Below are 25,127 nucleotides of genomic sequence, written 5' to 3' on the forward strand. Positions count from 1 at the left end.
ATCAAAGCCAATGAATGCAAAAATATCACTACGGAAAGATTGATAAATAGTTAGTCAAACTCAAGGTAGTCTTTAATCATAGAAAAATCTTCACAGCAGCACTCAATCCTCACTATCCATAGATGCTAAACATGAGATGAATTGAAATCACTAAGCTCGACTCAACTTACACACTCAAACACAAGGAAAATCCTTACATTGCCACTCCCTAAGGATTGACTGGAATCTATGCAAAAGAAGCACATCTTCATCGAGATTAAATGCTCTGCAAAAGACATGGTAATGCACATAGCAAACTTTCATTCCTCAGCTTTACATCTTTCCAACACCAGATCTAAAATAGTTCATTAGATCTAGAGCTCGAAAACAATCAACAGAAGGCTGCTCGACTAGACAGGAATAGCCAACATTATACTCTGCTATATATGGCTCCACAATCATTTAAAAGACTAAGCATCCTAGGCTTCAGAACTTTTATATCAACATCTTTTTCATCTACAAAGCCCAGACGAAACAGCATGTGCACAATAACCAATCAGTAAAAATTCAGCCAGCTGGCTGAGAATCTCTTCAGTCAACACTTCATGCCAGGGAATTATAATTCTTGGCATGACAACATCTCAACGAACTGCCTAATAAAGCTTTGAGCCTTAAACATCAGCAAAGGAGAAAGCAGAGGAACTTCAGCGCGACTGAAGTAACGTTCCCGTCGATACGCACCAATCAATGACGTGCCAAAACCGCTGGTCGGATGCCGAGGCACAAGCTGCCATCAAGTCTTACGCCGCGCAGGACGTCTCTGAAGACCTGGCTCTCCGCACTTACACAGCCCGTCTGCTCGGCTCAGATCCCCAGCTGGTGCTGCATGGAGGAGGCAACACCTCGGTTAAAACCAGCTGCATAGGATTGTTTGGCGATCACATACCAGTGTTGTGCGTGAAGGGCTCGGGCTGGGACCTATCAACCATCGAGCCGGCCGGCCATCCTGCTGTGCGATTGGAGAACCTGCAGGCCTTAAGAGATCTATCTGCACTTAGCGACGAAGACATGGTTGCAGCTCAACGCAGCAACCTGATCGATCCATCGTCACCCAACCCTTCGGTTGAAGCACTCCTACACGCGTTCTTACCAAGCAAATTCGTCGATCACACCCACGCAGTAGCTGTTTTAGCCCTAGCAGATCAACCAGATGCCCAACAGATCTGCCGTGAACTCTACGGTCGACGTGTCGCGATTGTTCCCTATGTCATGCCTGGCTTTCAACTAGCCTTAGCCGCCATCAAAGCCTACGAGCAAGCAGAAGTAGAAGCAGCTCAAGCGGGAGTTGAACTTGAAGGGATGGTGCTTCTCAAGCACGGCTTATTTTCGTTTGGACCCACAGCACAACAAAGCTACGAGCGAATGATCAACTTGGTGCGTAAGGCGGAAGAGCGTCTTGGGGAAACCCCAACGCTTTGCCTACCACCACCAACCAATCCAGCTCCTAAAAAAAACATCGCTGCGATTCTGCTCCCACTTTTACGTGGTGCCCTGGCTCAATCCGCAGCTGTGCATAACGCCCCCCAACGTTGGCTTATGGAGTTGCGCTCAACCCCACTGGCACTCCAACTAGTAAATGACATTCACCTCCAAGACTGGTCTCGCCGTGGAGTCGCGACCCCCGACCACGTGATCCGAACCAAACCCTGGCCTCTCATTCTCAAAAAGCCTCCACAACTCCAAGGAGATGAAGCGATTGAATCCTGCCACGTGCTGGAGGAATGGCTCCACTCAGCAAAACTGGCATTAGAGAAATACATCAACTCATATCAGGATTACTTCGAGCGTCAGAATGCTCGCGTTGGAAGCCATAAACAACACCTCGATCCACTACCAAGGCTGATCGCAATCCCTGAACTTGGCCTCGTTGGCCTAGGACGTTCAACCGCCGAAGCCAATGTCACCGCAGATATTGGTGAAGCCTGGGCCGCCACACTGATGGCAGCTGAATCAGTGGGACGTTTTCAACCAGTCAACGAGGCAGATACCTTCGAGATGGAGTACTGGAGTCTCGAACAAGCAAAGCTCGGCAAGGGCAAAGAAGCACCACTGGCACGCCATGTTGTCTTGGTCACTGGTGGTGGTGGTGGAATTGGTGCAGCGATCGCCCTTGCCTTCGCCAAGCAAGGTGCACAAGTTGTCGTACTTGACAAGAATGGTGAAGCCGCAACAACGACTGCCAAAGAATGTGGCTCAAGCGCTCTCGGACTGAAGTGCGACCTCACCAATGCGTCTGAGGTCCATGATGCATTCACGACAATTGCAGCTTGCTTCGGGGGTTTAGACATCGTGGTATCCAATGCTGGGGCGGCTTGGAGCGGAGACATTGCCACTCTTCCAGAATCCAAGTTGCGAGCAAGCTTCGAGCTCAACCTATTTGCTCACCAGCACGTTGCACAAGCTGCAGTTCGCCTGTTTCGAGCCCAGGGCAATAGAACGACAGAAACCAGCAAATCTTTAGGCGGACAGCTGCTCTTCAATGTCAGCAAGCAAGCGCTAAACCCAGGCCCTGGTTTTGGAGCTTACGGAATTGCAAAAGCTGCATTGCTGGCACTTATGAAGCAATACGCCCTGGAAGAAGGGCCCTCAAGCATTCGCTGTAACGCCATCAATGCAGATCGGATTCGGTCCGGCCTGCTCGATCAAGCAATGATTCGAGAACGAGCGGAAGCGCGCGGCATCAGCGAAGCCAACTACATGGGTGGGAACTTGCTCGGTGCAGAAGTCCGAGCAAGTGATGTGGCAAATGCTTTCGTAGCATTAGCCTTAATGCCGCGAACCACTGGTGCATTACTGACAGTAGACGGCGGAAATGTTGCGGCGATGGTGCGTTGACGCCTACATGCACATGCATATCAAGCTATCGATCAAACCTCATAAAAGCTTCGATACCACTGAGAAAAGCACTCCACCCCCTCTGCGATTGGGGTCGACGGCCGAAAATCCACCCAGGCCTCAAGAGCAGATGTATCAGCAGCGGTGGCCATCACATCACCAGGTTGCATCGGCTGGAAGTCCTTCACCGCTTCCCTCCCGAGAGAGTTCTCCAAGAACTCAATAAAATGCATCAACTCAATGGGCTGGCTATTACCAATATTGAAAAGACGGTGGGGCACAGCAGCGGTGGCTGGATCAGGGTTCCGCGGATCGAAGCCTAAATTTGCGGTAGCAGGCTTGTCGCAACACCGAAGTAGCCCTTCAACGATATCGTCGATATAAGTGAAATCACGCTGCATCTTGCCGTAATTGAACACCTTGATGGGCTCGCCGGCAAGAATCGCCTTGGCGAAGAGCATCGGAGCCATGTCCGGGCGGCCCCAAGGTCCGTACACAGTAAAAAAGCGCAATCCTGTAGCAGGCAAGCCATACAAATGGCTATAGGTGTGAGCCATCAATTCGTTGGCCTTCTTGGTGGCTGCATAGAGACTCACCGGGTGATTCACAGGCTGTTGCTCGTGAAAAGGCAAGTTGCGATTGCCACCATATACCGAGCTACTGGAGGCATACACCAAGTGCTGCACTCCATGATGCCGACATCCCTCAAGGATATGACCGAAGCCCACCAAATTGGCCTGAATGTAGGCCGCCGGATTCTCCAATGAGTAGCGAACCCCTGCCTGAGCCGCCAAATTAACGACCACCTCAGGCTTCTCAGCCTTAAACAGTTCCTCTATAGCTGCACCATCTTCCAAGGCTATTGGATAAAAAGTCCAAGACGCTTTAAGGGAAGCCGCTTCAACCTGAGCAAGTCGTGCCCGCTTCAAAGACGGATCGTAGTAGTCATTCAGGTTGTCAATGCCAATGACACGGTCACCCTGGGCTAACAGCCTCTGAACGAGGGCAGCACCAATGAATCCTGCAGCACCGGTAACAACAACGCATCGACTCATACAGCACCATCTCCAACTCGCCAAAGCATCAAACCTGACGATTTCACAACTTCTGGATCGACAACAGCGCGAGCATCAAACACCCAGGCAGGTTGACGCATCAAAGGGGCCAAGGTGACCCAATCAAGCTGTCTAAACTCATGCCACTCAGTCAGGATCAGCGCAGCATCAGCACCAGCGACTGTATCGGCAACGCTAGTGCCGGACCACCAGGTTCCTTCACCGCTAAGGGCGGCACGGGTAGGGCCTGCCTGGACATCTGGCGGGGAACTAGCCGACAGCTGCAAATCAAACGCAATCTGTTGCGGATCCACCTTCGGATCATAAATAGCCAGCTGAGCACCCTCCTCCAGCAGATCATGTGCAATACGAATCGCCGGCGCTTCTCGAGTGTCGTTGGTGTCTGCCTTAAAAGCAAAGCCGAGCAGTGCCAGCCGCTTACCTGTAACCGTTCCAAAAAGCTTTTGAACCACCAAACGAGAAATGCGGTGCTGCTGCCAAGTATTGAGAGCTACCACATTTTCCCAATAGTCCGCCACATCCGGCAAACCAAAATGACGACAAAGATAAACCAGATTGAGGATGTCTTTCTGAAAACAACTCCCACCAAACCCAGGCCCAGCTTGAAGGAACTTGGAGCCAATGCGAGTATCGCTTCCAATAGCGCGCGCCACCTCACGCACATCCGCACCAGTGCGTTCGCAAAGAGCCGCCACTGAGTTAATGGAACTGATGCGCTGAGCAAGAAACGCATTGGCGGTGAGCTTGGAGAGCTCACTGCTCCAAAGATTTGTAAGCAGAATTTTCTCAACTGGCACCCAATGGCCATAAATCTCTGCCAAAGACTGAATGGCAACGGGGTTTTCACCACCGATCAACACACGGTCCGGCGACTCCAAATCACGAATCGCCGTGCCCTCGGCAAGGAACTCCGGGTTGGACAACACAGAAAAACTGATCGGTAGCTCTCCATCAACCGCCTGCCGCTGAGCTGCCTCAAGAATCGAACGCACAACTTCAGCGGTTCGCACTGGCAGCGTGCTCTTCTCAACCACAATCGTGTGACCCTGCGCAGATTGAGCAACCTGACGAGCGCAAGCTTCCACCCAACGCAGATCACTGGCCTGACCCGCCCCCAGCCCTTTTGTTTTGGTTGGTGTATTCACCGAAATGAACACCATGTCAGCAGCAGCAATCGCAGCGTCCACATGCGTAGAGAAAGTGAGATTGCGCCCGCGAGCCCGCTCGACCACCGCATCCAACCCAGGCTCATACACAGGCAGTTTGCTGAGATCAAGGTCATTCCAAGCTTCAATGCGGGCCTCATTGAGGTCCACCACGGTCACCTGTATCTGTGGACAGCGATCGGCAATCACCGCCATAGTCGGACCGCCTACATAACCCGCACCAATGCAACAGATGTTGCGGATCGGAAAGGCAGCCATAGCGTTGTAAACAGCGAGTTCAACAAAAGATGAGGGGAGAGACCTGCTCAGTCATGGCAAAAAATTAAGTGGAACCTCCGCCTGGGAAGAAAGTTATACGAAGTCATTCTCGAACCAAACAAACAAGACCAGTGACATCGTCGAGTCGATGGAGTTTATCGATAGGAGTCGGATTGGCTTGAGTTTTTGCCTCCTGCAAATACTTAAGGCGTCCCTCGCCCCGCTCGGCCTCATCATCACCAATCACCAAGGCCCAGGTAGCCCTACTGCGACCGGCACGCTTGAACTGCTTATTAAAGGCAGCTCCAGAACTATCCAGCTCCACCACGAGCCCCGCAGCCCGTAGCTGATGGGCAATGACCAGGGCGACTCGTTCCGCCTGCTCTCCCCGATTCACCACATAAAGATCCGGCCTCGTGGAAGCCCTTAAGCGAGCAGCTGATCCACTTGGATTAATACTCGCCGCAGCCTCCAGCAAAAGCATCAACCGCTCCATACCAAAAGCCCAACCAAAAGCGGGAGTGGGCGCCCCCCCTAACTGCTCAACCAACCCGTCATATCGTCCTCCTCCACAGACTGTGGCCTGGGCCCCAAGCTGATCGCTAGTGATCTCAAAAGCGGTATGGCCGTAGTAGTCAAGGCCGCGCACAAGACGAGGATTGAGTTGGAAAGGGATCTGGAGAGCCTCCAAGTCGACCTGAACCTCCTCAAAGCGGGCCTTACTCTCCACGCTGAGCGCCTCAAAAAGCGTGGGAGCATCCTGCAACAATTCCTTTATTGCAGGGTGTTTACTATCAAGGATACGCAGTGGGTTGGTATACAAACGCTTGCGTGAATCGTCATCAAGCTCTTCACTGCGGGCTTCTAGCCACGCCACAAGCTCCTCTCGATACTTCTGTCGATCCTGAAGGGTGCCGAGGCTATTGATCTCCAGAACAAGACCTTGCACGCCCAAGTCGACCAGAAGTGCCCAGGCCAATGCAATGACCTCAGCATCACTACGAGGACTGCCAACCCCGAGATACTCCACACCAATCTGGTAAAACTGTCGTTGCCGACCAGCCTGAGGTCGCTCATAGCGAAACATTGGACCGCCATACCAAAAACGCTGTGGCCCCTGACTCAACAAGCCGTGCTGTAGAGCAGCACGCACAACAGAAGCGGTTCCCTCCGGCCGAAGGGTGCAGGATCGATCACCCCGATCAACAAAGGTATACATCTCCTTTCCAACAACATCCGTAGCTTCACCAATGCCACGTGCGAAGAGTTCAGTCACTTCCAAAAGAGGCGTACGAATTTCCTGCAATCCTGCTCTGCGGAAGTGATCTCGCGCAACGCTTTCTACCGCCTGCCAGCACCTCGTCTGTTCCGGTAATAGATCCACCATTCCTCGCAGGCTCTGCAGCTGAGTCACTCTTCACCAACAACCAGTAGGCAGTCTGCCGGGCCAGTGATCACCAAGCTCAATAAACGAGGCAACCAAACAAGTTGCGCAATGCCCCTGACCTATTGGCGAGGATGCCGGTCGCTGGCAACCACCACAACGGATCAAGCCACAAGCGATCTGCCCAAGCCCAGCAAGCCTTGAAATCAACAGGGAATGGCACCACCTTGAGCCCCTTACGCCCAAAAAGCCCTGAGCAGGACTCCTATGGAAAGTACCGCTCACAAGAAGAATCCTGATAGACAATGATGCGTTAACTGATCTCAACAACTGACTGATGGTGGTGGCCTCTGCTGCTGTATTCATCACTGGCGGAGTCCTGGCCATTGCGGTACCAATGTGGGCCTAAAAAAGCACCAGAGAATTACCACGCCAACAAGCAATTGAATGAGGCTCAATCCCAGAGGCAAACGATTGATGCGCAAATAGCTGATCACGAGTAGAAAAGCTCTCGGAAGTAGGCGATGGTGGCTCGAAGCCATCAATCTGGTTTATTTGATGCTGCCAACGAAATGTGGAAATACCAAATCAATATCTGACCGGCGCTGCAATTGAGCATCGCTAGGCAAGAGTTTGTTCATTCATCGATAGAGAAGGATTGATTCGCTCGCACACCAGCTCAGCCAAGTTTCAGGTCATGACTTCAGCGAGGTCCCGAAGCCTTCGAAGTCTTGGATGGAGTTCAGGGTTGAGCTGCTGCCTTGACGACTAAGGTTCTGAACATTGATGGACAGCTCACTGTCACAACGAAAGGGGGTCGACGATGCCCTGCAGACTCTGCAATGGCTCATCTGATCAACTGATCATTTCAAGAGTCTTATGAAATGGAACAGTTACAGCTCCTAGCCTGACTGCCTAAGTCATTTAATTTGCGATGGCCGAGTTGTTGATCACGGGTGGTGCCGGGTTCATTGGCAGTCACACCTGCCTGGTGCTTTTGGAAGCCGGCCACAGGCTGGTGATACTCGACAACTTTTCCAATAGCTCAGCTATTGCCTCAAAAAGGGTAGCCGAACTTGCTGGAGTGGCCGCTCAAGAGCGAATGCTCGTATTGGAGGGCGATATCCGCAATAGCAACGATCTAGATCGCGCTTTCAACTCAATGGAAAACGGCATTGCAGCTGTGGTGCACTTCGCGGGGCTCAAGGCAGTTCATGAATCAGTTCAGTTGCCACTGAAATACTGGGATGTGAATGTGGCTGGCAGCCGCTGCCTACTGGAAGCCATGCAACGACATAACTGCCGCACGATTGTTTTCAGCAGTAGTGCAACGCTCTATGGCTATCCCGAGCAAATCCCAATCCCTGAAACGACTAGGGTGCAACCGATCAATCCATATGGTCAAAGCAAGGCAGCGGTGGAGCAGTTACTAGATGACCTGGCCTGCAGCGAACCTGGTTGGCGCATTGCCCGATTGCGCTATTTCAATCCAGTTGGAGCCCACTCCAGCGGCTGCATCGGCGAAGATCCCAAGGGAATACCCAACAACCTTTTCCCTTTTGTGAGCCAAGTAGCAGTAGGCCGGCGAGCAGAACTCCAAGTATTTGGAGCCGATTGGCCTACACCCGATGGGAGTGGTGTGCGCGACTACATCCATGTGATGGACTTAGCTGAGGGACACCGAGCTGCACTGGAGGTCCTGCAACGAGAGGAACCGCAACTCCTCACTCTTAATCTCGGCAGTGGCAAAGGCCACTCGGTGTTGGAAGTCGTGCAGGCCTTTGAAAAGGCAAGCGGCCAACCCGTTCCATACAGCATTAACCAGCGCCGCGCTGGAGATGCCGCATGTAGCGTCGCAGATCCAAGACTGGCCGCCGAGCGGTTGGGATGGTACACGCAGCGCAGCCTGTCAGACATGTGCCGCGACAGTTGGAATTGGCAGAAGGCCAATCCACAGGGCTACAGCCAGAAACAACAATGAAACCATTGTTATTCACCAAGACCAACACATAGCCAGGCCAGACCTAGGGTCACCAAGTCGCTGTGATGCCCTTGTCCTGGCGCAATCCTCGCCGCAACTTACTGACTTGTGTAGGCCTAGATCTGATTGGCCTAGTGGGAATCCTGGCTGGATTATCAAGCATCTGGTCACAACCGCTAACGGGACAGCTTGGCTGGATGGTGACAACAATCACGGCCTATTTACTACTGGGCTGGCTATTGGGCACATACACCCTGCTGAACTGGCACCGTCTGCCCCGCTGGACACTGATCCAACGCCTTGGGCTTTGCCTACTGACCACATTGATGCTGGTGGCGATCCTGCGCTGGGTGATCAATCCACCACTAGACATCTGGCTGGTGCACCGCAGCACCCAGATGTCATGGCTGCTACCAACAACACTGTGGTCACTCCTGGTGCGAGTCAGTCTGCGCAAGGGGAGACTTCAGGCTGAAGAGCCCAAGCTGATCCTTCTATCCTCCAAAACGGAAGCAGATCAAACCCTTCAAGCCTGGCGAAAAACACCCACACGACTCATGCCGAAATGGCTACCTGCTGCAGAGGTAGCAAAACAACAAGGGCCATTAGTAATAGCTGTATCACCCAACCTGAGGCAGCACGCTGATTACAAAAAATTACTGGAAAGATTGGAGCAACGCGACCCCCGCGAATGCAACCTGACAACACCTCTTGCCCTTGCAGAGCGACAACTCGAACGACTGCCTCCAAAGCTGCTGCCCGAAGCCTGGCTGAGCTATGCCGAAATTCCCTGGAGCATGTTGTTCAGCCCTCAACGCCAACTCAAGCGAGTAGCAGATGTGGTATTGGCAATGCTGCTATTGGCGGTGACAACACCGCTATTGCTGCTGCCAGCGGCCCTACTGATCTGGTTAGAAGATCGCGGTCCGATCTTTTACATCCAGGAACGCAGCGGCTGGTTAGGCAAGCCATTCATGGTTCTGAAGCTCCGCACGATGAAAGTGGTACCACCTGATGCACCCATCAGCTGGACAATTCCGGGCGACCCACGCATCACCCGAATAGGCAACTGGCTGCGGCGCTCGCGCCTCGATGAACTCCCTCAGCTCATCAACGTGCTGCGTGGTGACATGAGCCTGATTGGACCGCGACCTGAACGTCCTGAAATAGAGCATGAACTGGAAGAAAGCATTCCCCACTACCGCAAGCGCCACTGGATGCGCCCGGGATTAAGCGGCTGGGCCCAGGTATGCGCACCCTATGCAGCAAGTGTGGAGGATTCAGAGCTCAAACTCTCTTACGACCTCTATTACCTCAAATACTTCAGTAGCTGGCTAGATCTCATGATCCTGCTACGCACAATTAAAACGGTGCTCAAGGTGGGTGGTCGTTGAACATCTCGCCACAGGCAATACGGTCAACTGCCAACGCAATGCCAAGCCTCAACTCCATGCTGCGCTGATAAACCATGACGGCTGATCACCTCGTTCTGGCCGGGGGGGGACATAGCCATGCCCTGATACTGCGTCGCTGGGCCATGCGTCCCCAACTCCGACCTGCAGGACTGATCACCCTGATCAACCGCCACAGCACCACCCTCTACTCCGGCATGGTGCCTGGTCTCATAGCCGGTCATTACAGACACAGTGAAATCGCAATCGACCTCCGTCGCCTCACCGACCGAGCTGGCGTAGCACTCATCATTGCCGAAATCACAGCAGTGGAAACCCACCACAATCGCCTGCTCCTCGCCAAGCGTCCCCCCATACATTTCCAACGAATTAGTTTCGATGTGGGCGCCGAAACCTTCAACAAGGACCCTTACCTTGAACGAAGCCAGGCGGCACTGGCAATGCCAATCAAGCCTTTGGAGCCTGCCCTGGCATGGCTTGAACAGCAAGACAGTCAGAGGTTGCTCAATGATTCCACGCCCCTGACGGTGATCGGGGCTGGCCTGGCGGGAGTAGAAGTGGCGCTCGCCCTTCGTCAACGCTGGCCCAAGCGCCCTTTAAATCTGCAGGCGCATCATGGGCAACCCAGACCAGCTCTAAAACAAGCCCTCTCCAGGGCCGCAATCGTAGTAGTACCAAGCGGAACCCCTTTGAGTGGCCCCGCCCTGCTCTGCACTGGCAGCCAAGCCCCCGCTTGGCTTGCTACCAGTGGCTTTCCCGTGGATCCCTTTGGACGTGTTCGCACCACTAAGACACTTCAAGTCATCAACCATCCCCACTGCTTCGCCGTCGGCGACTGTGCGGTGATTGATAAGGCCCAGCGGCCAGCCGCAGGGGTATGGGCCGTGCAAGCCGCAAAGCCCCTTGCCCAAAACCTAGAGCGACTCAGCCGTAGACAACCCACCCGTCCATGGCAGCCACAACAGCTTGCCTTGCAAATACTGGGAAGTCAGCTGACCTCAGGGAGGTTCACCGCCTGGGCTTTTTGGGGCGACCTGATCATCGGGCCCCATCCCTGGCTTTGGTACTGGAAAGAAGCTATCGATCGGCGCTTCATGGGCAGCTTTAACGAACTCCCAAGCATGAGCGGAGTTCTCAAGCGACAGGAGAGCATGGCTTGCCGAGGTTGCGCAGCCAAATTGGCTGAGAAGCCGTTAAACGATGCCCTAAAGCAGGCAGGCCTAGGAGCTCTTGGGCAACAACCTGAGGACGCTGCCTTGATTGCCAGCACATCATCAGGCGACAGCTTGCTGCAAAGTGTCGATGGTTTCCCTGCACTGATCAGCGACCCCTGGCTTAATGGTCGCTTAACCACACTGCATGCCTGCTCAGATCTTTGGGCCAGTGGTGCGCATGTGATCTCTGCACAGGCTGTCATCACTCTGCCCAAGGTGTCCTCTGAACTTCAACAAGAGTTGTTGGTCCAAACGCTCAAAGGAATCCAATCAACCCTCGAACCGCAAGGCGCCAAATTAATTGGAGGGCATACCCTCGAAGCCCGCAGCATTCCGCCCAAACCAATCAATCTTGGGATCCAGCTCACCCTTAGCGTTAACGGCAAGGTGGCTTCTGGACGTGTGCCTTGGAGCAAAGGTAAGCTGCAATCGGGAGATGTCCTCCTGCTCAGCCGCCCCATAGGCAGCGGAGTGATCTTTGCTGCAGCCATGGCAGGAAAAGCTCACCCAGAGGATCTCGACGCTGCACTTGCGCAGATGACAATCAGCCAGCACAACCTCCTGGCAGCGCTGCGCAGCCTTGAAGAAAGGCATAAAGGAATGCAAACCATTCATGCATGTACCGACATCACCGGCTTCGGACTACTGGGCCATCTCGGAGAAATGCTTAGTGCAAGCAATCACCAACGCCATAGAGCAGGGCTACAACCTCTACGTCTCATCCTCGAAGCCGCCGCCATTCCCTCCCTGCAGGGTGCTCTACTGCTACTCAAAGCTGGCTATTCGAGCACCCTGGCCCCAGCCAATCGCCGCAACTGGCACTTGCTCAATCCAAGCATCAATGGCGAAGCCGCGCCGATCGAAATCGCACTGAACGATGTAACACCAGGCAGTGAACACCACCAGGCACTGCTCGAACTCATGGTGGATCCACAAACCTGTGGCCCATTACTCCTGGCCTGTTCAACCAAGATCGCCTCAGAACTTCTAAGGGATGGGCCTTGGCAACGCATCGGTCAGGTTCAGCCGATGTAGTGGTTGCTGCTCATTCAAGTGAAGTTGGATAATGAGAGTCACCGACAGTGAAAGTCCTCAACGTGCAACGCAACACACGCTTGTAATCAATCTGTGGGCCATCCTCCCGACATGTATACCCACCTTGTTCAGCTCTCTTGAACAGGGGGGCTTAAGCCGACAACGCATTGATTGGTCAGGACCACTACTCCCAGCCCAAAGCGCCACCAGAACAACATCACCTCAACGCCACCTGCTGATCGATCAGCTCCAGCCTGAGCCGCTGTAATTCGGCCCCCAAAGCCGGACCTGGTCGCCAGCCCTGATCAATCAAAGCCTGTGCCGATACAGGAGACTTCACCTGCCGCCAACGCCCCCACCAACGCAGCAAGGGTCGCCACATCGGTACACCCAAGCAAACGCAAAGAGCAACCGCCTCTGGCTGCCAACCATTGCCCTCCAGGGTTTCGCACCAGCGAGCGGGTGACCACGTCGACAAACTCTCAGCGACCTCTAGCGAAGCCAACAAAATCTGCAATTCGGCCGCTTCAGCCAACAACCTTTGCTGCAATTGTGGCAACTGCAAGCGTTCTGCCATAGCCAGAGGATCCGCAGCTCCGGCCACCAATGCTGTCAGCAACGGCAGCTCCAAACGCCAGGCCCAGCGCATTCGACGATGCCAGTTTTGATCAGCCTGAAGGCCCTCATCAAGTAACACCAGAGCTCCCCAGTCCTGCAAATGAGCCACTGCCTTCTGCCAAGGCTCCCTTTCCAATAACAACTCCAGCTCCATCCGCAAGCGCGTGGAAAGAGCTGGCGGTGCCAGCTTCGGCGCTTCGCCAGGATGCCACGCCCAAGGCCAGGATTGAAGAGTGGAGCGCACCTGAGCAAGAGCCTCAGGCGCCAAAACAAAACCAAGCCGGGCCGCATAACGGGCCCCTCGCACGACTCGCGTCGGATCATCCGCGACACTGTTTGAATGTAAAAAAACCAGCTGTCGCATGGCTAAAGCCGCCCAGCCATCATGGGGATCCAACAAGGTCATCCCTGGCAACTCCAAAGCCATGGCATTCACCGTGAAGTCCCTTCGGGCTAAGTCTTCTTCGAGATGACCCTCCGTGACCTGCGGGTTTTGTCCAGGAGATGCATAGGTTTCTTGCCGAGCAGTGGCTAAATCAAGCAAGACCCCATCAACCACAAGTTCCACCGTTCCGTAAGCCCCATGCACACGCAGCTGCGGCAACTGCTCTGGCCCTAAATGACGGCGAAGCGCCTTAGCTAAAACCACCGCTGAACCCTCCACCACCAGATCAAGATCAGGCAAACCTCGCCAGGGATCAAAATGAACCCGATGCAACAGGCCATCTCGAACCGCACCACCCACCAAGGCAAGTCGTTTAATCCCAACCTCTGACGCAACTTGCTGCAGTACCGCCAACAAACCCATTGGCAAACCTGGTCCATCGAATCCAGGCTCTGGCTTCACCAGACTCTCCATGGCGGTGGTATGCAGGAGAATTACCGCATCATCACGAACTTACAGTTTGTCTGCCCTCACCCGCTGCCTGCAGGAAGAGGCTGCCGCCATCGCCGTCGCTGCCGAACGACTGAGCAGCAGCCAAGTAGAAAAGGCATTGGTCTTGCTTGAACGCTGTAGTGATCAACGCGCCAAATTGGTGATCACCGGCGTAGGCAAAAGCGGCATTGTTGCACGCAAAATCGCTGCCACCTTTTCCTCTATCGGCCTAATGGCCCTTTACCTAAACCCCCTCGATGCAATGCATGGCGATCTGGGAGTGGTCGCCCAAGAGGACGTCTGCCTACTGCTCTCCAACAGCGGTGAGACTGCTGAACTGTTAGAAGTGCTTCCCCACCTCAAACGACGTGGCACCGCTCGCATCGCTCTGGTTGGGAAGCCCGACTCATCGCTTGCACGCGGTAGTGACGTGGTGCTTGAAGCAAGTGTTGATCGAGAAGTGTGTCCGTTGAATCTTGCCCCCACCGCCAGCACAGCGGTGGCCATGGCGATCGGTGATGCCCTTGCTGCGATATGGATGGAACGTCGCAACATCTCACCTGCAGACTTCGCGTTCAACCACCCAGCCGGTTCGCTCGGCAAACAGCTCACCCTCACCGCTTCGGACCTAATGGTGCCAGTTGAAAAGGTCCAGCCACTACAACCCAACACCAGTCTGCAAGAAGTGATCTGCAAGCTGACCCAAGATGGTATTGGTAGTGGCTGGGTGGAAGACCCCTCCACCGCCGGACTGCTGCTGGGCCTCATTACCGATGGTGATCTACGCCGCGCCCTGCGTGATCACAGTGCCGAGAATTGGGCCAGCCTCAGTGCTGCAGAACTGATGACAGCCGATCCAATCACCGTGGACGCTGATCTGCTCGCAGTCGAAGCGATCAAACAAATGGAATGCAACCGTCGCAAACCCATCTCAGTACTGCCCGTCGTAGGCCCTGACAGCTCAGGCAATCTGTTGCTCGGACTACTACGGCTTCATGATCTGATTCAAGCAGGGCTGACATGAGCGGCACTACCCTGATCTCTCGAACCCACCCCCGTTACTGGAACCGAGAGCTGCAATGGCGACTGCAGTGGAAGGCATTAGCTTCCATCGATCTACTGGTGATGGATGTTGATGGAGTCCTTACCGATGGTGGGCTATGGCTTGATGCTCACGGCGAACTGCAAAAGCGATTTGATGTGCGCGATGGACTGGGACTACGACTGCTCCAACAAGAAGGCCTGACACTAGCCTTGCTGAGTGGTGGCAAAGGAGGAGCGACCGAGGCGCGCGCCAAGCAGCTCGGCATTCAGCACTGTTTCGTTGGCATCAAAGACAAAACCGCCGCACTCGCAGAACTGCAGCAACAGCTCAACCTGTCGCAATTAAACACCGCATTTGTCGGCGATGACCTCAATGACCTCATCGTGCGCCCTCTGGTCAAGCTTTTGCTAGCCCCTGCGGATGCCTGTCGTCCCCTCCGATCTCAAGCCGATGCCGTACTCCAGCGCCGTGGGGGGCATGGTGCCGTGCGAGAACTCGCAGAACGCCTACTAAAAGCCCGTGGTCAATGGCATCAACTGCGCAAGAAAGGCTGGAAGGAGCGCAATGACTAAAACAAACTCGACGACACAACAAGGGGTCTTCCTTCTCGGGGTTGGCGCGCAAAAAGCCGGCACGTCGTGACTCCATCTACAGCTACATAACAGAGCCGATGCAAATTTTGGCTTCTGCAAGGAAGATCACATCCACGATGCATTCACTGTGCAAAAGCTAGTCCGCTACAGACAACAACAAGGTTCATGGCTCAAGCCACGCACTTGGCGTCGCAAACGCTTCTTTAAGGATACTGGGCGCTATTACGACTACTTTTACAATCTGCTCAGACAACCTCATATCAACCTAACCGGAGACATTACCCCCTCCTATTCATGCCTAAGCGCCAATACCCTGATGACAATCAAACGTGAATTTACGCAACGTGGGATTCCTGTTCGACCGGTTTTTCTGATGCGTGACCCCATTGAACAAGTGATTTCCAGCCAACGCATGAAACTGCGTAAACGCGGACAAAAAGACCCATCGCAAGAGATAGAAGCCCTTCGGTCTCTTGTTAACAAACTGCCAAAACGAGTCTCGATTCGCAGTAATTACGCACAGACTTTGGGCGCCCTAGACGAAGCCTTTGGTCACGAAAACTGCTTCATCAGCTTCTACGAAACATTGTTCACACAGAAAACTTACGCGAACCTATGCAAATTCCTAGACATTAACTACAAAGAGCCACGCTTGGGACAAAAGATCAATGTAAGTGCTACAAATACTCTCATACCAGAAGATATTATAGAGCAGCTAGGGCTGTGGCAATAGCCTATCTGCTACGCAGTCAAAAATCAATTGCCGAATGTCAATATTGAATCAATATGGTCAACATCTGCAACTTGGAGCAGAGAGCAATAAATGCCATTCACCCTGACTTCAATGTCAAGATTTCAAGGCACATTCCCTTGCTTCTTCCAACTGCTCAACCGTATCCACTGAAAGGGATGTCCCCTCAACTGCAAAGGTAGAAATCGTATGACCAGCTTCAATCAATCGCAATTGCTCTAGACGTTCAAGAGCTTCCAAAGGCGAAGGCGGCATACCTGACCAGCAGGCCAACACATCTCCTCGAAAGCCATACATCCCCACATGCCCCCAGTAGGTGGCATGGCGATGCCAATCCAAAGGGTCCACATCGCGCACATGCGGAATCGCCGAGCGAGAAAAATAAAGTGCTCGGCCGTCAATAGCCAATAAGGTCTTAACCACATTGGGGTTATGAATGGTCTCGGGCTTGAGTCGGTAAACCGGAGTTATCACAGCTGGAACAATCTCTCTCTGCTCGAACTCCATCGCCATTGTCGTCACCACCGCAGGGTCCAAGAACGGCTGATCTCCTTGCACATTGATCACTGCAGTCATAGCCAACCGCTGTTGCTGCTGCTGCTGATCCCAACCATCAGCTTGCTCATCCCAGGCCATGGCAACCAAATGATCGGCAACCGAAGCAATCCTTTCGCTACCTGAATTGCATGAAGCCGAAGTCATCAACACCGAGAAACCCCAGTCTTCCGCCATCTCTTTCAATCGATCACTATCCGTGCAAAGGACAACTGCATTTGGCCCATGAGCCTGACTGCAGCGCTCAAGAACACGCTGCAGCATTGGCATCCCGCCGATATCTGCCAGAACCTTATTGGGCAATCGCGATGATTCAAGCCTTGCAGGCACGGCCACGACACTGCGTTGAACTCCCATCGGCATTAATCCCATAGCTTCATCGCATCATCACGAGCACTAAACCATTCAGCCGCCAAGGCACCACCCATCGTGCGCTGTTCGCGGAACCATGGTCCACCCAAAGTCCAATGCAGTAACTGGGGTCGTGACTGCCCAACTGAAAGCTCAGGATCCTCCTGAACACCAACCAAGTGGTTCCAAAGCCCACCCTCAATGGCTCCAATCTCATGATCACCAGCAAGCCAGTGGAAACGATGCAAATCAAGCCCCGTGGCCGTACTCACATAATCGACGGTTAGAGCGGTGCAACGACTGCAATTCAGCATCATTAGCGAGCTCCAGTTCTTTTTCGGGTAGGGGCTCTGAACCTCACCCAAGAATTTCTTCGTTTCTCCTGGCTCATGCTCATGCTTAACGCACATCACGGCCATCTGTTCATCGCGCTGGGCCCATAGCTCCGCGATATCACCACGGCAGAGCATGTCGCAGTCCATAAAAATCGCCCAGTCTTGATAACCCATGAGCTTCGGCACAAGAAACCTCGTGAAGGAAAATGCCGTGCTTTGCTTCGGATCGCGCTCCCGCCGAAACAAGCCCTGGCCTTCCAGCTGAGGAGTGACCAAAGGGGTTATTGCCAGCGGCATCGAGCTGTGCTGGTAAAGGCTGTCGATCAAAACATTGGTCGCAGCTCTTTCACGCGGGTCGTAACCGATATAAATCGGTATCGGCTTGGTCATGACTCAAATGTTTCGCTCATGAAAATGAGCGTAGACCTTTCTCATCTTACCAACTCAATGGTGCAGAAACCCAAGCCGAATCAGGCGCAACAAAATTCAACGTCGTAGGGCTATGACTTGAGCATGGTGACAAAAACAATGAAGCCCAACCAGCGAGCAGAAGGAAGCGCATCTAAAAGTCATTTCTTCCATTCGAGAATGGCAACGCTTCTTGTATGGCACGTACGATGCAATGAAACACATCGCTCTAAAAACTAGAAAAAAAGGGAAGCCGGTTAATATCATTTTCTCAAAGTCCTGATTTAAACACTCTCACTACCTGACACAAATACATCATGATCGCATTGTCCTGTTCGACGTCGACAATCGCACTCATACGATCATTTCAGGCATCAACCAAGGCCAACACTACTCTCCAAGGTCAGGGGATTTTTCCTCGATATCGACACAAGTAAAAAATCGAGAAGTACAATGTCGACTTGGGCCCATACAGACAAATCTACCAATTTAAACCTGAACTCAAGAACAGAAGTATTTATCGACATCATTAATACAAAACCAACAGCTCATTTTGCTCGAATCTTCATATCGATCCACTCTAGTTATTCAACTAATGATCTTTTGAATACACAAGTCTCTGATTTAATTGCCTCACCCATGGCAACAGCAAGGCCAGCTAAACCAAACTCGACGAGTGCCCCATCCAAGCACCCTTGCAACGGATCGATGCCCCACGGTTGGCATCAAAACTCATCTGGTTGCCCGCAAGGATGTGACTCGTGGAATGTTGCGTTGGCTGGAGCCTTTGCTCATCGAAAGGGATTTCCAGCCAGGCACAGAGCCGCCGCACACTCCTCTCAGGGTCAAGCGCCAACTGCTCGTAACCGAGCCGAAACACCGGGCGACCGCTGGCCTGCAGCAATCGGTCCTGACGAGCATTCACCCGACACCAGCGCAGCAGCGGCTTCAGGCCAGGTAGCCAATGCTTCTTGAGACGACCATCCCTGGAGCGGGAATGGGCCCAGCTACGTACATCTCGGGTGAGATAAAGAATACGAATTTCAAGGGCCGGATCATCAACAAACGGCAACACCATTTCGTCCTGATAGGACTTCACCATCCACTCAATTGCATCCCCCTGCTGCTTGACATGATGGTCAACTTCAGCAAGCAGCTGCTGCAACTTTTCAACAAGGGGGAAATGGTCGTGTGCAGGTAACCATTCGAGAAAGGCCCCCAAACCGGACAGCTCCACGCGGTTCTGCCACAAGTACACAAACGCTGATGACGGAATTCAGCCCTAAGACGAGCAGGACCACGTTGCTCTTCACCTGGTGAAGGAGTCCGCAAAATGCATAGAGCCTCTCCTAGTCCGATCATGCGTGGGTGGCTCCCCAATGCCAAATCGAGAATGGTGGTGCAGCTATGGCCCAGGCCTCGGATCAAGAGCAGTTTTTATATGCCATGTCCTCATGGCCTAATCCAAAGGCTCAATCGGGGCCAAACGTGGATCAAGAATCTTTGGCCCCATACCAGCAAACTTGACAGCAATCGACACTTTTTCGCCACTGCCGAAGGTATGGGTAATCTCCCCTTCGCCAAAGCTGGAATGAACGACCCGGTCGCCCACGACCCATGCCTTGCCTGGAGCAGGCCCAGCCTGCCGCCGCCGCACTGCATTGCTAGGGGCTCCGCTCACACCACCGACTTTGATCCTTTGATTGTCAGCGCGATCAACCCGCGTCAAACGGTCAAGCCGTCGCTCACGCCGTAATGCCACACCACCAATTTGAGGGAGATCACCCTGCACCAAACCCTCGGGCAACTCAGCAAGAAATAGTGAGGGAACAGCAGGCTGTCGCATGCCACCCCAAAGTCTTCGCTCACTGGCATGAGACAAAAACAAACGTTCTTTGGCACGTGTCATCCCCACATAGCAAAGGCGTCGTTCTTCCTCCAAAGAGGATTGATCATCAAGGGAGCGATAGCTAGGGAAAAGCCCCTGCTCCATACCAACCAGAAAGACCAAGGGAAACTCCAGTCCCTTACTGCTATGCAAGGTCATTAACGTCACCCGATCAGCAGCCGTATCCTTGCTATCAGCATCGCTGGCCAACGCAGCGGAGGCTAAAAAGCCCTCAAGATTGCTCTCTTCATTTTCTTCCTGGTATTGCAAAGCAGCATTCACAAGTTCTTGCAAATTGCGTCGCCTCTCCTCTGCCTCATCGGTAGCTTCAGTTATCAGCTCACTGATATAGCCACTCTTCTCCATCACCTGCTGAATCATCTCCGAAGGAATCTGATCTTGACTCGAGCATTGCAAGTCATTGATCAATTCACAGAACTGCAACAACCCCTTCGCCGATCTGCCTCCTAGTGAGCGCACTGCTTCGGCATCACTCACCACATCCCACAAAGGAATCCCAAGTTGATTGGCAGCATCAGCAAGTCTCTGCAAGGTGGTCTTGCCAATGCCTCGCTTGGGCACATTGATGACTCTGAGCAGGCTCACCGTATCGGCGGGGTTGACCAATAAGCGTAAATAGGCCAAAACATCCTTGATTTCACGCCTGTCATAAAAACGTAATCCGCCCACGACAATGTAAGGAATACGCCAACGCACCAACGACTCCTCAATCGCCCTTGACTGGGCATTGGTGCGGTACAACACTGCCACATCTCCCCAGCGAAATTCTGGATGAGCAGCTTCCAGCATGCGCATTCGATGCACTACAGCTTCAGCTTCTGCGATCTCATCGTCACAGCGAGTAAGGGTGATCAACTCCCCCTCGCCACGGGTAGCTCGCAATACCTTGTCAATCCGCTCTGTATTGTTAGCGATCAAGGCATTAGCTGCCTCCAGAATTGTTGAGGTAGAGCGATAATTCTCCTCCAACTTCACCATGGTGCGAGTGGAATCGTCTGATGCTTTGTCGCCAAAGTCGTCCTGAAAGCCCATTAAGATCGTGAAGTCAGCCGCACGGAAGCTGTAGATGCTTTGATCTGCATCGCCGACCACAAAAACTGAACGGCCCTGCCAATCCTCAAAGGTTTCAGGTTCACGACCATCGGTAACCAACAACTTGATCAACTCGTACTGAGTGCGATTGGTGTCTTGGTATTCATCAACCAACACATGTCGAAAACGATTGTGCCAATAACGTCGTATCTGCTCGTTCTGCTGAAGTAACTGGACGGGCAACAACAGCAGGTCGTCAAAATCAAGAGCGTTGTTCGCCGCTAATGCCTTGCGATAACGCCGATACGTCTCAACCGTGAGCTTGCCTCGCTGACCATCGACCTGTGCTGCCAATTGATCAGGAAACCAGCCTTGATTTTTGGCGTTACTAATCGCCCAGCGCACCTTCTTAGGCTCAAAGCGCTTGGGATCGAGCTGTAGCTCCTGAGTCACAATCTCCTTAACCAAACTCTGGGCATCGGCCTCGTCGTAAATCGAGAACTGCTTCGTCCAGGTGAGTCCCTCCTTGTCTTTGAACTTGTCTATGTCGTAACGCAACATTCGCGCGAACAGGGCATGGAAGGTGCCGATCCACAGCTCCTTGGTCACCTCGCGGTAGATGCGGGTGCGCAGCTGACGCTGCTCCACAGGTGGCAGGGTGCTCCAGGGCTGCCCAAACTGACTCTGCGCAAGACGCTGAGCCAGCAACAGCTCAAGACGCTCCTTCATCTCCCGGGCCGCCTTGTTGGTGAAAGTCACCGCAAGGATCTGAGACGGATCGGCTCCGTGTTCGCCGATGAGATGGGCGATGCGATGGGTCAGAGCTCGCGTTTTGCCGCTGCCCGCACCGGCCACCAACAACAACGGGCCCTCGTGATGATCCACCGCCCTTCGCTGAGCGTCATTGAGGCCAGCCAGGAAACTCATCAAACATCCGATTTGGGCTCACCTTAAATTCGGTATTACCAAAACAGGGAAGGAATGCACCGCAACCGCCTGATCCGGTTCGCACATGAAACAAGGCCGGTTGATGCTCTTTTCGCCGCCAGTCTTTTTCTCGGACTTGAACGAAGTCACCACGCATGGACGCTGGGCCTGCTGACCGCCTGGATCGGCCTTCGATGCTGCATACAAATATTTCATGATCGGAATCAAAGGAATTGGCGACAACAGAACCTCTTTCAGATTGTGATCTCGAGCCTTGTTTTTTTTCAGGCAAGAACAATCATCCGGCTTGACGACCATCCAGGTGCTTCCTTTTACATCTTGATCGTCGCCGCTCTTAGCGTCGGAGCTACTTATCTCATTGACGACTGGACACGCCTTCTGCGCTGGATCAGCTGCTCGGCCTTATTTATCAATACAAAATTGATCTGGATTGCTTCTTCGGGATACCCAGCTGGAAGTAGCGACAATTGGCTTACCGCAGTCAATAATCAAATTTTCGAACTAGGATTTGGAAGAGTAAATGCATTGGCATCCGTTATTGCACTCACCACAATTCTCTGTTTTTACGGTTTAAGGAGAGATCGTCAGCCAATCGCAAAGGTAATTCATACCCTGGGGTGCATCAGCGGTTATGGACTTTGCCTACAGACAGGCTCACGCATGGCAGCTGGAGTGCCCCTAATCGCAGCCATGGCAGCATTCGCCATTTGCATCAAGGATTACATTCCAAATCGCTCAGCTCGACGCATACAAACATGGATTACTTCAGCCACGGCTGGGTTGATCGCCGCCGCTATTTGGGCCACTGCAATTCAGCCTGATATAGGAGTAGGAATGGCCAGCGAAAAACTCAGACTGAGCTTCTGGCAATGCTGGCTTCAAAATTCTATTTTTGCAGGGAATGGAAAGATCGTCCATGGCATTGGATACAACCTGGAAAACATGGTTAATGCCTGCAACAATCAATCTGCAGACAGCGGCCTAATCCAATTAATCGGACAGCATGGTCTATTGGGTCTACTTGCCATAGGACTATTACTAACTCTTTTAATCCGCAGTCTTTTGAGTCAACGCACGGAGGACAGGAAGTCGATCACACACCCATGCCGACTGCACTGCTCCTGGTCCGAGGCAGGGATGGGAAGCCTGTTGACAGTCTTACTCTGCAATTTGACAACGCCCGCTTATCTAGGAAGCTTTGTAGGAGCCGCACTGACCGGCCTTGCACTTTCAATGAGCCTGGTCCGAACCGATTCCGAAACAACTGTTAAATAGAAATGTCAAAGTCAAAACATCCATTAATTGTCTGGATGGCAAGCTTTTTTGCTGCCCTGCTGACCCTTGCATTTGTCGCTCACCAATGGGTCGAAGCAAATCGCGACCTCTGGCCCAATCCACGATCAGAGGAAGGGCTAGCCATAACCTTGAATTACAACATAGTCAGTCATGCTCTTTTCTTATTGGCTCTGGCAGCAATACTGGCCTGGCTGCTGAATCAAACACGTCAGAAAGCATCCAGAGATCCGCATTCGTCGCGAGGCAAACCACTCAAGAGGCAAAGAGCATGGAAAGCAGTATCTCAGCACCCATTTGCCACGGTGATTTTCACCGCTTGCGCCATTTTCATGGTGAGCGAAGCCAGCTGGTTTTATAAAGAAATCATCGGCTGGTTTGACGATATCCAGGCAGGCTACCTGCTTGATAATTTCTCGTTACGAATGAATCTATTTCGAGAAACTATGTCTCGAAACGATTTTCGCTTTTACCCCTTGGCCTTCCAGGACCTACAAATTCTCAGTTGGTTAACACCATATCCAAAGATCTGGATGATTTTCAATGTAGCACAAATGATCGCCACAGTAATACTTGGTGCCAAAATTGCTGATCTCACCGTGAAGCATAAACAAGGGCGCGAAGCAATCGCGATGTTTGCAATTTTATTTATATTCATAGCCCCAAGTGCCTACAGTTATTTTCAATTTATTTACAGCGAGCGTATTGTGACTCTTTTATTTGCTGGCCACCTATATGCCTACATAAATTATAAACTTAAAAAGCAAATTCTATCACGAAATGCCGCGATCGCCTGCGCCTTAATTGGAATTTTCTTCAAAGACACCGCAATACTTTTATTTCTTTCACCTGCAGCAGTAACGCTTGCGCTGGGCAATATAGGCCTAGTAACAAACATGCCTAAGCCCAGCGAAACTTCATTTAAAGGTTGGATTTCAGCGTACAAAGCAGAACTAGCAATTATGAGCCTGGCTCTATTCTTTATAATATGCTTTGCATACTTAAGCTACCTGCCTAGCTTATATGTAGGCGGAGATCGCTACGACGCTGAACTAAAATTTGTACGTTTTGTGCCAGATTTACGCCTCTTCATTCTTTCCATCTATACAGCGATTAGGTCTTTTCAAATTCTCAAGAAAAAGGAGACTCCAAATCCAGTCGACGGCGCAAATTTCGGAGCACTTGCATATGTATTCGCTCTTTATTACTTTGTTGGATACCGCTCCAGCAACTATATGGCACTGCCAATGCATTTTGTTGCTGTCATCGACATCCTCATTGCATGGCAATCCTGCATCAAGCCATGGTTAGAGAAAAGAATTGGTCCTAACAAAACAAGTTTTGCAGGAACATTTTTAAGTGTTGCAATTATTTACGGTGAGCATATGTTTCCAAACACTTTTTATCACCGCATCAAAGATATGACCATGACACAGCGCTCATGGGCAGCAACATACAAAAAATCTGATGAAATCTTGCGCGCCGCACGCGAAACAGGCCAACCAGTGAACGTTATTTTCTCCAAATCATGGTTCCGGCGATTCAGTCACTTAAAACAATTGAAATATGATCGACTTATTTACCTCAACGAAGATACAAAAGAATATTTAATCGTTGACGGAGTTGGCAAGGGTGGCTTCCATCAACCACAAATAGGTGATTTTTTCTTAGACCTTGATACTGGTCGCCACCGGATAAAAGAATTTGGCATCAATATTGACGGATTTGTGCCCATTTACGAATACGCAGAAAATCTCAAGAACGGCAGAATTTATATAAAGCGCTAAAAGGTTGATTTAAATCACTTGCTTCATGTTCAATCATAGATTGGCTTTAAAAAGTGCACTTAGCATCAACAACTTATTCATAAACAATTTACTTGCACCTTGATCTTTTGTATTTTTTCATGCAATCCCTACAGCAAATAGAATCGACAGGCTTTCTTCGTTATTATTTCCCCACTTATATCCCAGCATGCAACGATCCAGACATAGCCAAAAAGCCAAAGCCAA

The 25,127-nt window shown here is 52.1% G+C and carries 20 protein-coding genes; 10 read left to right on the forward strand and 10 right to left on the reverse strand.

Annotation, left to right across the window (positions count from 1 at the left end):
* Positions 1-726: 726 nt before the first annotated feature.
* A complete protein-coding gene (locus tag AKG35_RS10155; protein ID WP_011131268.1) occupies positions 727-2,874 on the forward strand; it encodes a bifunctional aldolase/short-chain dehydrogenase in 2,148 nt (715 codons plus the stop codon).
* A gap of 32 nt (positions 2,875-2,906) precedes the next feature.
* Here AKG35_RS10155 and AKG35_RS10160 read toward each other — a convergent pair whose 3' ends face one another.
* The 3 genes from AKG35_RS10160 to hisS all read right to left on the reverse strand — a co-directional run bounded on the left by AKG35_RS10160 (position 2,907) and on the right by hisS (position 6,788).
* Entirely contained in the window at positions 2,907-3,929 is a 1,023-nt protein-coding gene (locus tag AKG35_RS10160) for an NAD-dependent epimerase (protein ID WP_011131269.1), read from the reverse strand.
* Positions 3,926-5,374 (reverse strand): nucleotide sugar dehydrogenase, encoded by a 1,449-nt coding sequence (locus AKG35_RS10165; protein WP_011131270.1) that lies wholly within the window; start codon positions 5,372-5,374, stop codon positions 3,926-3,928. The genes AKG35_RS10160 and AKG35_RS10165 overlap by 4 nt, the downstream gene beginning before the upstream one ends.
* 103 nt (positions 5,375-5,477) lie before the next feature.
* Positions 5,478-6,788, reverse strand: a complete 1,311-nt coding sequence (gene hisS, locus AKG35_RS10170; RefSeq protein ID WP_011131271.1) for a histidine--tRNA ligase — start codon at positions 6,786-6,788, stop codon at positions 5,478-5,480.
* Between the two features lie 74 nt (positions 6,789-6,862).
* On the opposite strand from hisS, the gene AKG35_RS13050 reads away from it, so the two are divergent.
* A complete protein-coding gene (locus AKG35_RS13050) occupies positions 6,863-7,057 on the forward strand; it encodes a hypothetical protein (RefSeq protein ID WP_157859875.1) in 195 nt (64 codons plus the stop codon).
* 66 nt (positions 7,058-7,123) lie between these two features.
* On the opposite strand, the gene AKG35_RS13055 is transcribed toward AKG35_RS13050, so the two are convergent.
* Positions 7,124-7,300 carry a hypothetical protein gene (locus AKG35_RS13055; RefSeq protein ID WP_157859876.1) on the reverse strand — a complete coding sequence of 59 codons (177 nt, stop codon included), beginning with the start codon at positions 7,298-7,300 and terminating at the stop codon, positions 7,124-7,126.
* Positions 7,301-7,692: 392 nt separating this feature from the next.
* On the opposite strand from AKG35_RS13055, the gene galE reads away from it, so the two are divergent.
* The 3 genes from galE (at position 7,693) to selD (ending at position 12,400) form a co-directional block, all read left to right on the forward strand.
* Positions 7,693-8,739, forward strand: coding sequence for a UDP-glucose 4-epimerase GalE (galE, locus tag AKG35_RS10175; RefSeq protein ID WP_011131273.1), 1,047 nt, complete (start codon positions 7,693-7,695; stop codon positions 8,737-8,739).
* Positions 8,740-8,801: 62 nt separating this feature from the next.
* Positions 8,802-10,133, forward strand: coding sequence for a sugar transferase (locus tag AKG35_RS10180; RefSeq protein WP_011131274.1), 1,332 nt, complete (start codon positions 8,802-8,804; stop codon positions 10,131-10,133).
* Between the two features lie 74 nt (positions 10,134-10,207).
* Positions 10,208-12,400, forward strand: coding sequence for a selenide, water dikinase SelD (gene selD / locus AKG35_RS10185; RefSeq protein WP_011131275.1), 2,193 nt, complete (start codon positions 10,208-10,210; stop codon positions 12,398-12,400).
* 217 nt (positions 12,401-12,617) lie between these two features.
* Here selD and AKG35_RS10190 read toward each other — a convergent pair whose 3' ends face one another.
* Positions 12,618-13,877: a CCA tRNA nucleotidyltransferase gene (locus AKG35_RS10190; RefSeq protein WP_011131276.1), complete on the reverse strand. Its 1,260-nt coding sequence runs from the start codon at positions 13,875-13,877 to the stop codon at positions 12,618-12,620.
* On the opposite strand from AKG35_RS10190, the gene AKG35_RS10195 reads away from it, so the two are divergent.
* From AKG35_RS10195 to AKG35_RS10205, 3 genes are all read left to right on the forward strand, one after another.
* Positions 13,876-14,919 carry a KpsF/GutQ family sugar-phosphate isomerase gene (locus tag AKG35_RS10195; protein WP_011131277.1) on the forward strand — a complete coding sequence of 348 codons (1,044 nt, stop codon included), beginning with the start codon at positions 13,876-13,878 and terminating at the stop codon, positions 14,917-14,919. The genes AKG35_RS10190 and AKG35_RS10195 overlap by 2 nt on opposite strands.
* Positions 14,916-15,512 (forward strand): KdsC family phosphatase, encoded by a 597-nt coding sequence (locus AKG35_RS10200; protein WP_011131278.1) that lies wholly within the window; start codon positions 14,916-14,918, stop codon positions 15,510-15,512. Before AKG35_RS10195 ends, AKG35_RS10200 begins: the two co-directional genes overlap by 4 nt.
* A gap of 148 nt (positions 15,513-15,660) precedes the next feature.
* Positions 15,661-16,266: a sulfotransferase family protein gene (locus tag AKG35_RS10205; RefSeq protein ID WP_011131279.1), complete on the forward strand. Its 606-nt coding sequence runs from the start codon at positions 15,661-15,663 to the stop codon at positions 16,264-16,266.
* A 114-nt stretch (positions 16,267-16,380) separates the two neighbouring features.
* On the opposite strand, the gene AKG35_RS10210 is transcribed toward AKG35_RS10205, so the two are convergent.
* The 5 genes from AKG35_RS10210 to AKG35_RS13060 form a co-directional block, all read right to left on the reverse strand.
* Positions 16,381-17,196, reverse strand: coding sequence for a 3-deoxy-manno-octulosonate cytidylyltransferase family protein (locus AKG35_RS10210; RefSeq protein WP_011131280.1), 816 nt, complete (start codon positions 17,194-17,196; stop codon positions 16,381-16,383).
* A 5-nt stretch (positions 17,197-17,201) separates the two neighbouring features.
* The gene (locus AKG35_RS10215) at positions 17,202-17,915 is read right to left on the reverse strand and encodes a glycosyltransferase (protein WP_011131281.1); all 714 of its coding nucleotides are present in this window, start codon (positions 17,913-17,915) and stop codon (positions 17,202-17,204) included.
* A 676-nt stretch (positions 17,916-18,591) separates the two neighbouring features.
* A complete protein-coding gene (locus tag AKG35_RS10220; RefSeq protein WP_011131282.1) occupies positions 18,592-19,191 on the reverse strand; it encodes a sulfotransferase in 600 nt (199 codons plus the stop codon).
* A 201-nt stretch (positions 19,192-19,392) separates the two neighbouring features.
* A complete protein-coding gene (locus AKG35_RS10225; RefSeq protein ID WP_011131283.1) occupies positions 19,393-21,801 on the reverse strand; it encodes a UvrD-helicase domain-containing protein in 2,409 nt (802 codons plus the stop codon).
* An 18-nt stretch (positions 21,802-21,819) separates the two neighbouring features.
* On the reverse strand, positions 21,820-22,119 hold the full coding sequence (locus tag AKG35_RS13060) for a hypothetical protein (RefSeq protein WP_157859877.1): 300 nt from the start codon (positions 22,117-22,119) through the stop codon (positions 21,820-21,822).
* 21 nt (positions 22,120-22,140) lie between these two features.
* Between AKG35_RS13060 and AKG35_RS10230 the strand changes: the two genes are divergently transcribed.
* Complete coding sequence (locus AKG35_RS10230) at positions 22,141-23,097, forward strand: hypothetical protein (RefSeq protein ID WP_157859878.1); 957 nt, start codon at positions 22,141-22,143, stop codon at positions 23,095-23,097.
* Between the two features lie 35 nt (positions 23,098-23,132).
* Entirely contained in the window at positions 23,133-24,902 is a 1,770-nt protein-coding gene (locus AKG35_RS10235; RefSeq protein ID WP_041384696.1) for a hypothetical protein, read from the forward strand.
* Positions 24,903-25,127: the final 225 nt, after the last annotated feature.

The organism is Prochlorococcus marinus str. MIT 9313, assembly GCF_000011485.1.
Classification (GTDB): Bacteria; Cyanobacteriota; Cyanobacteriia; order PCC-6307; family Cyanobiaceae; genus Prochlorococcus; species Prochlorococcus marinus_D.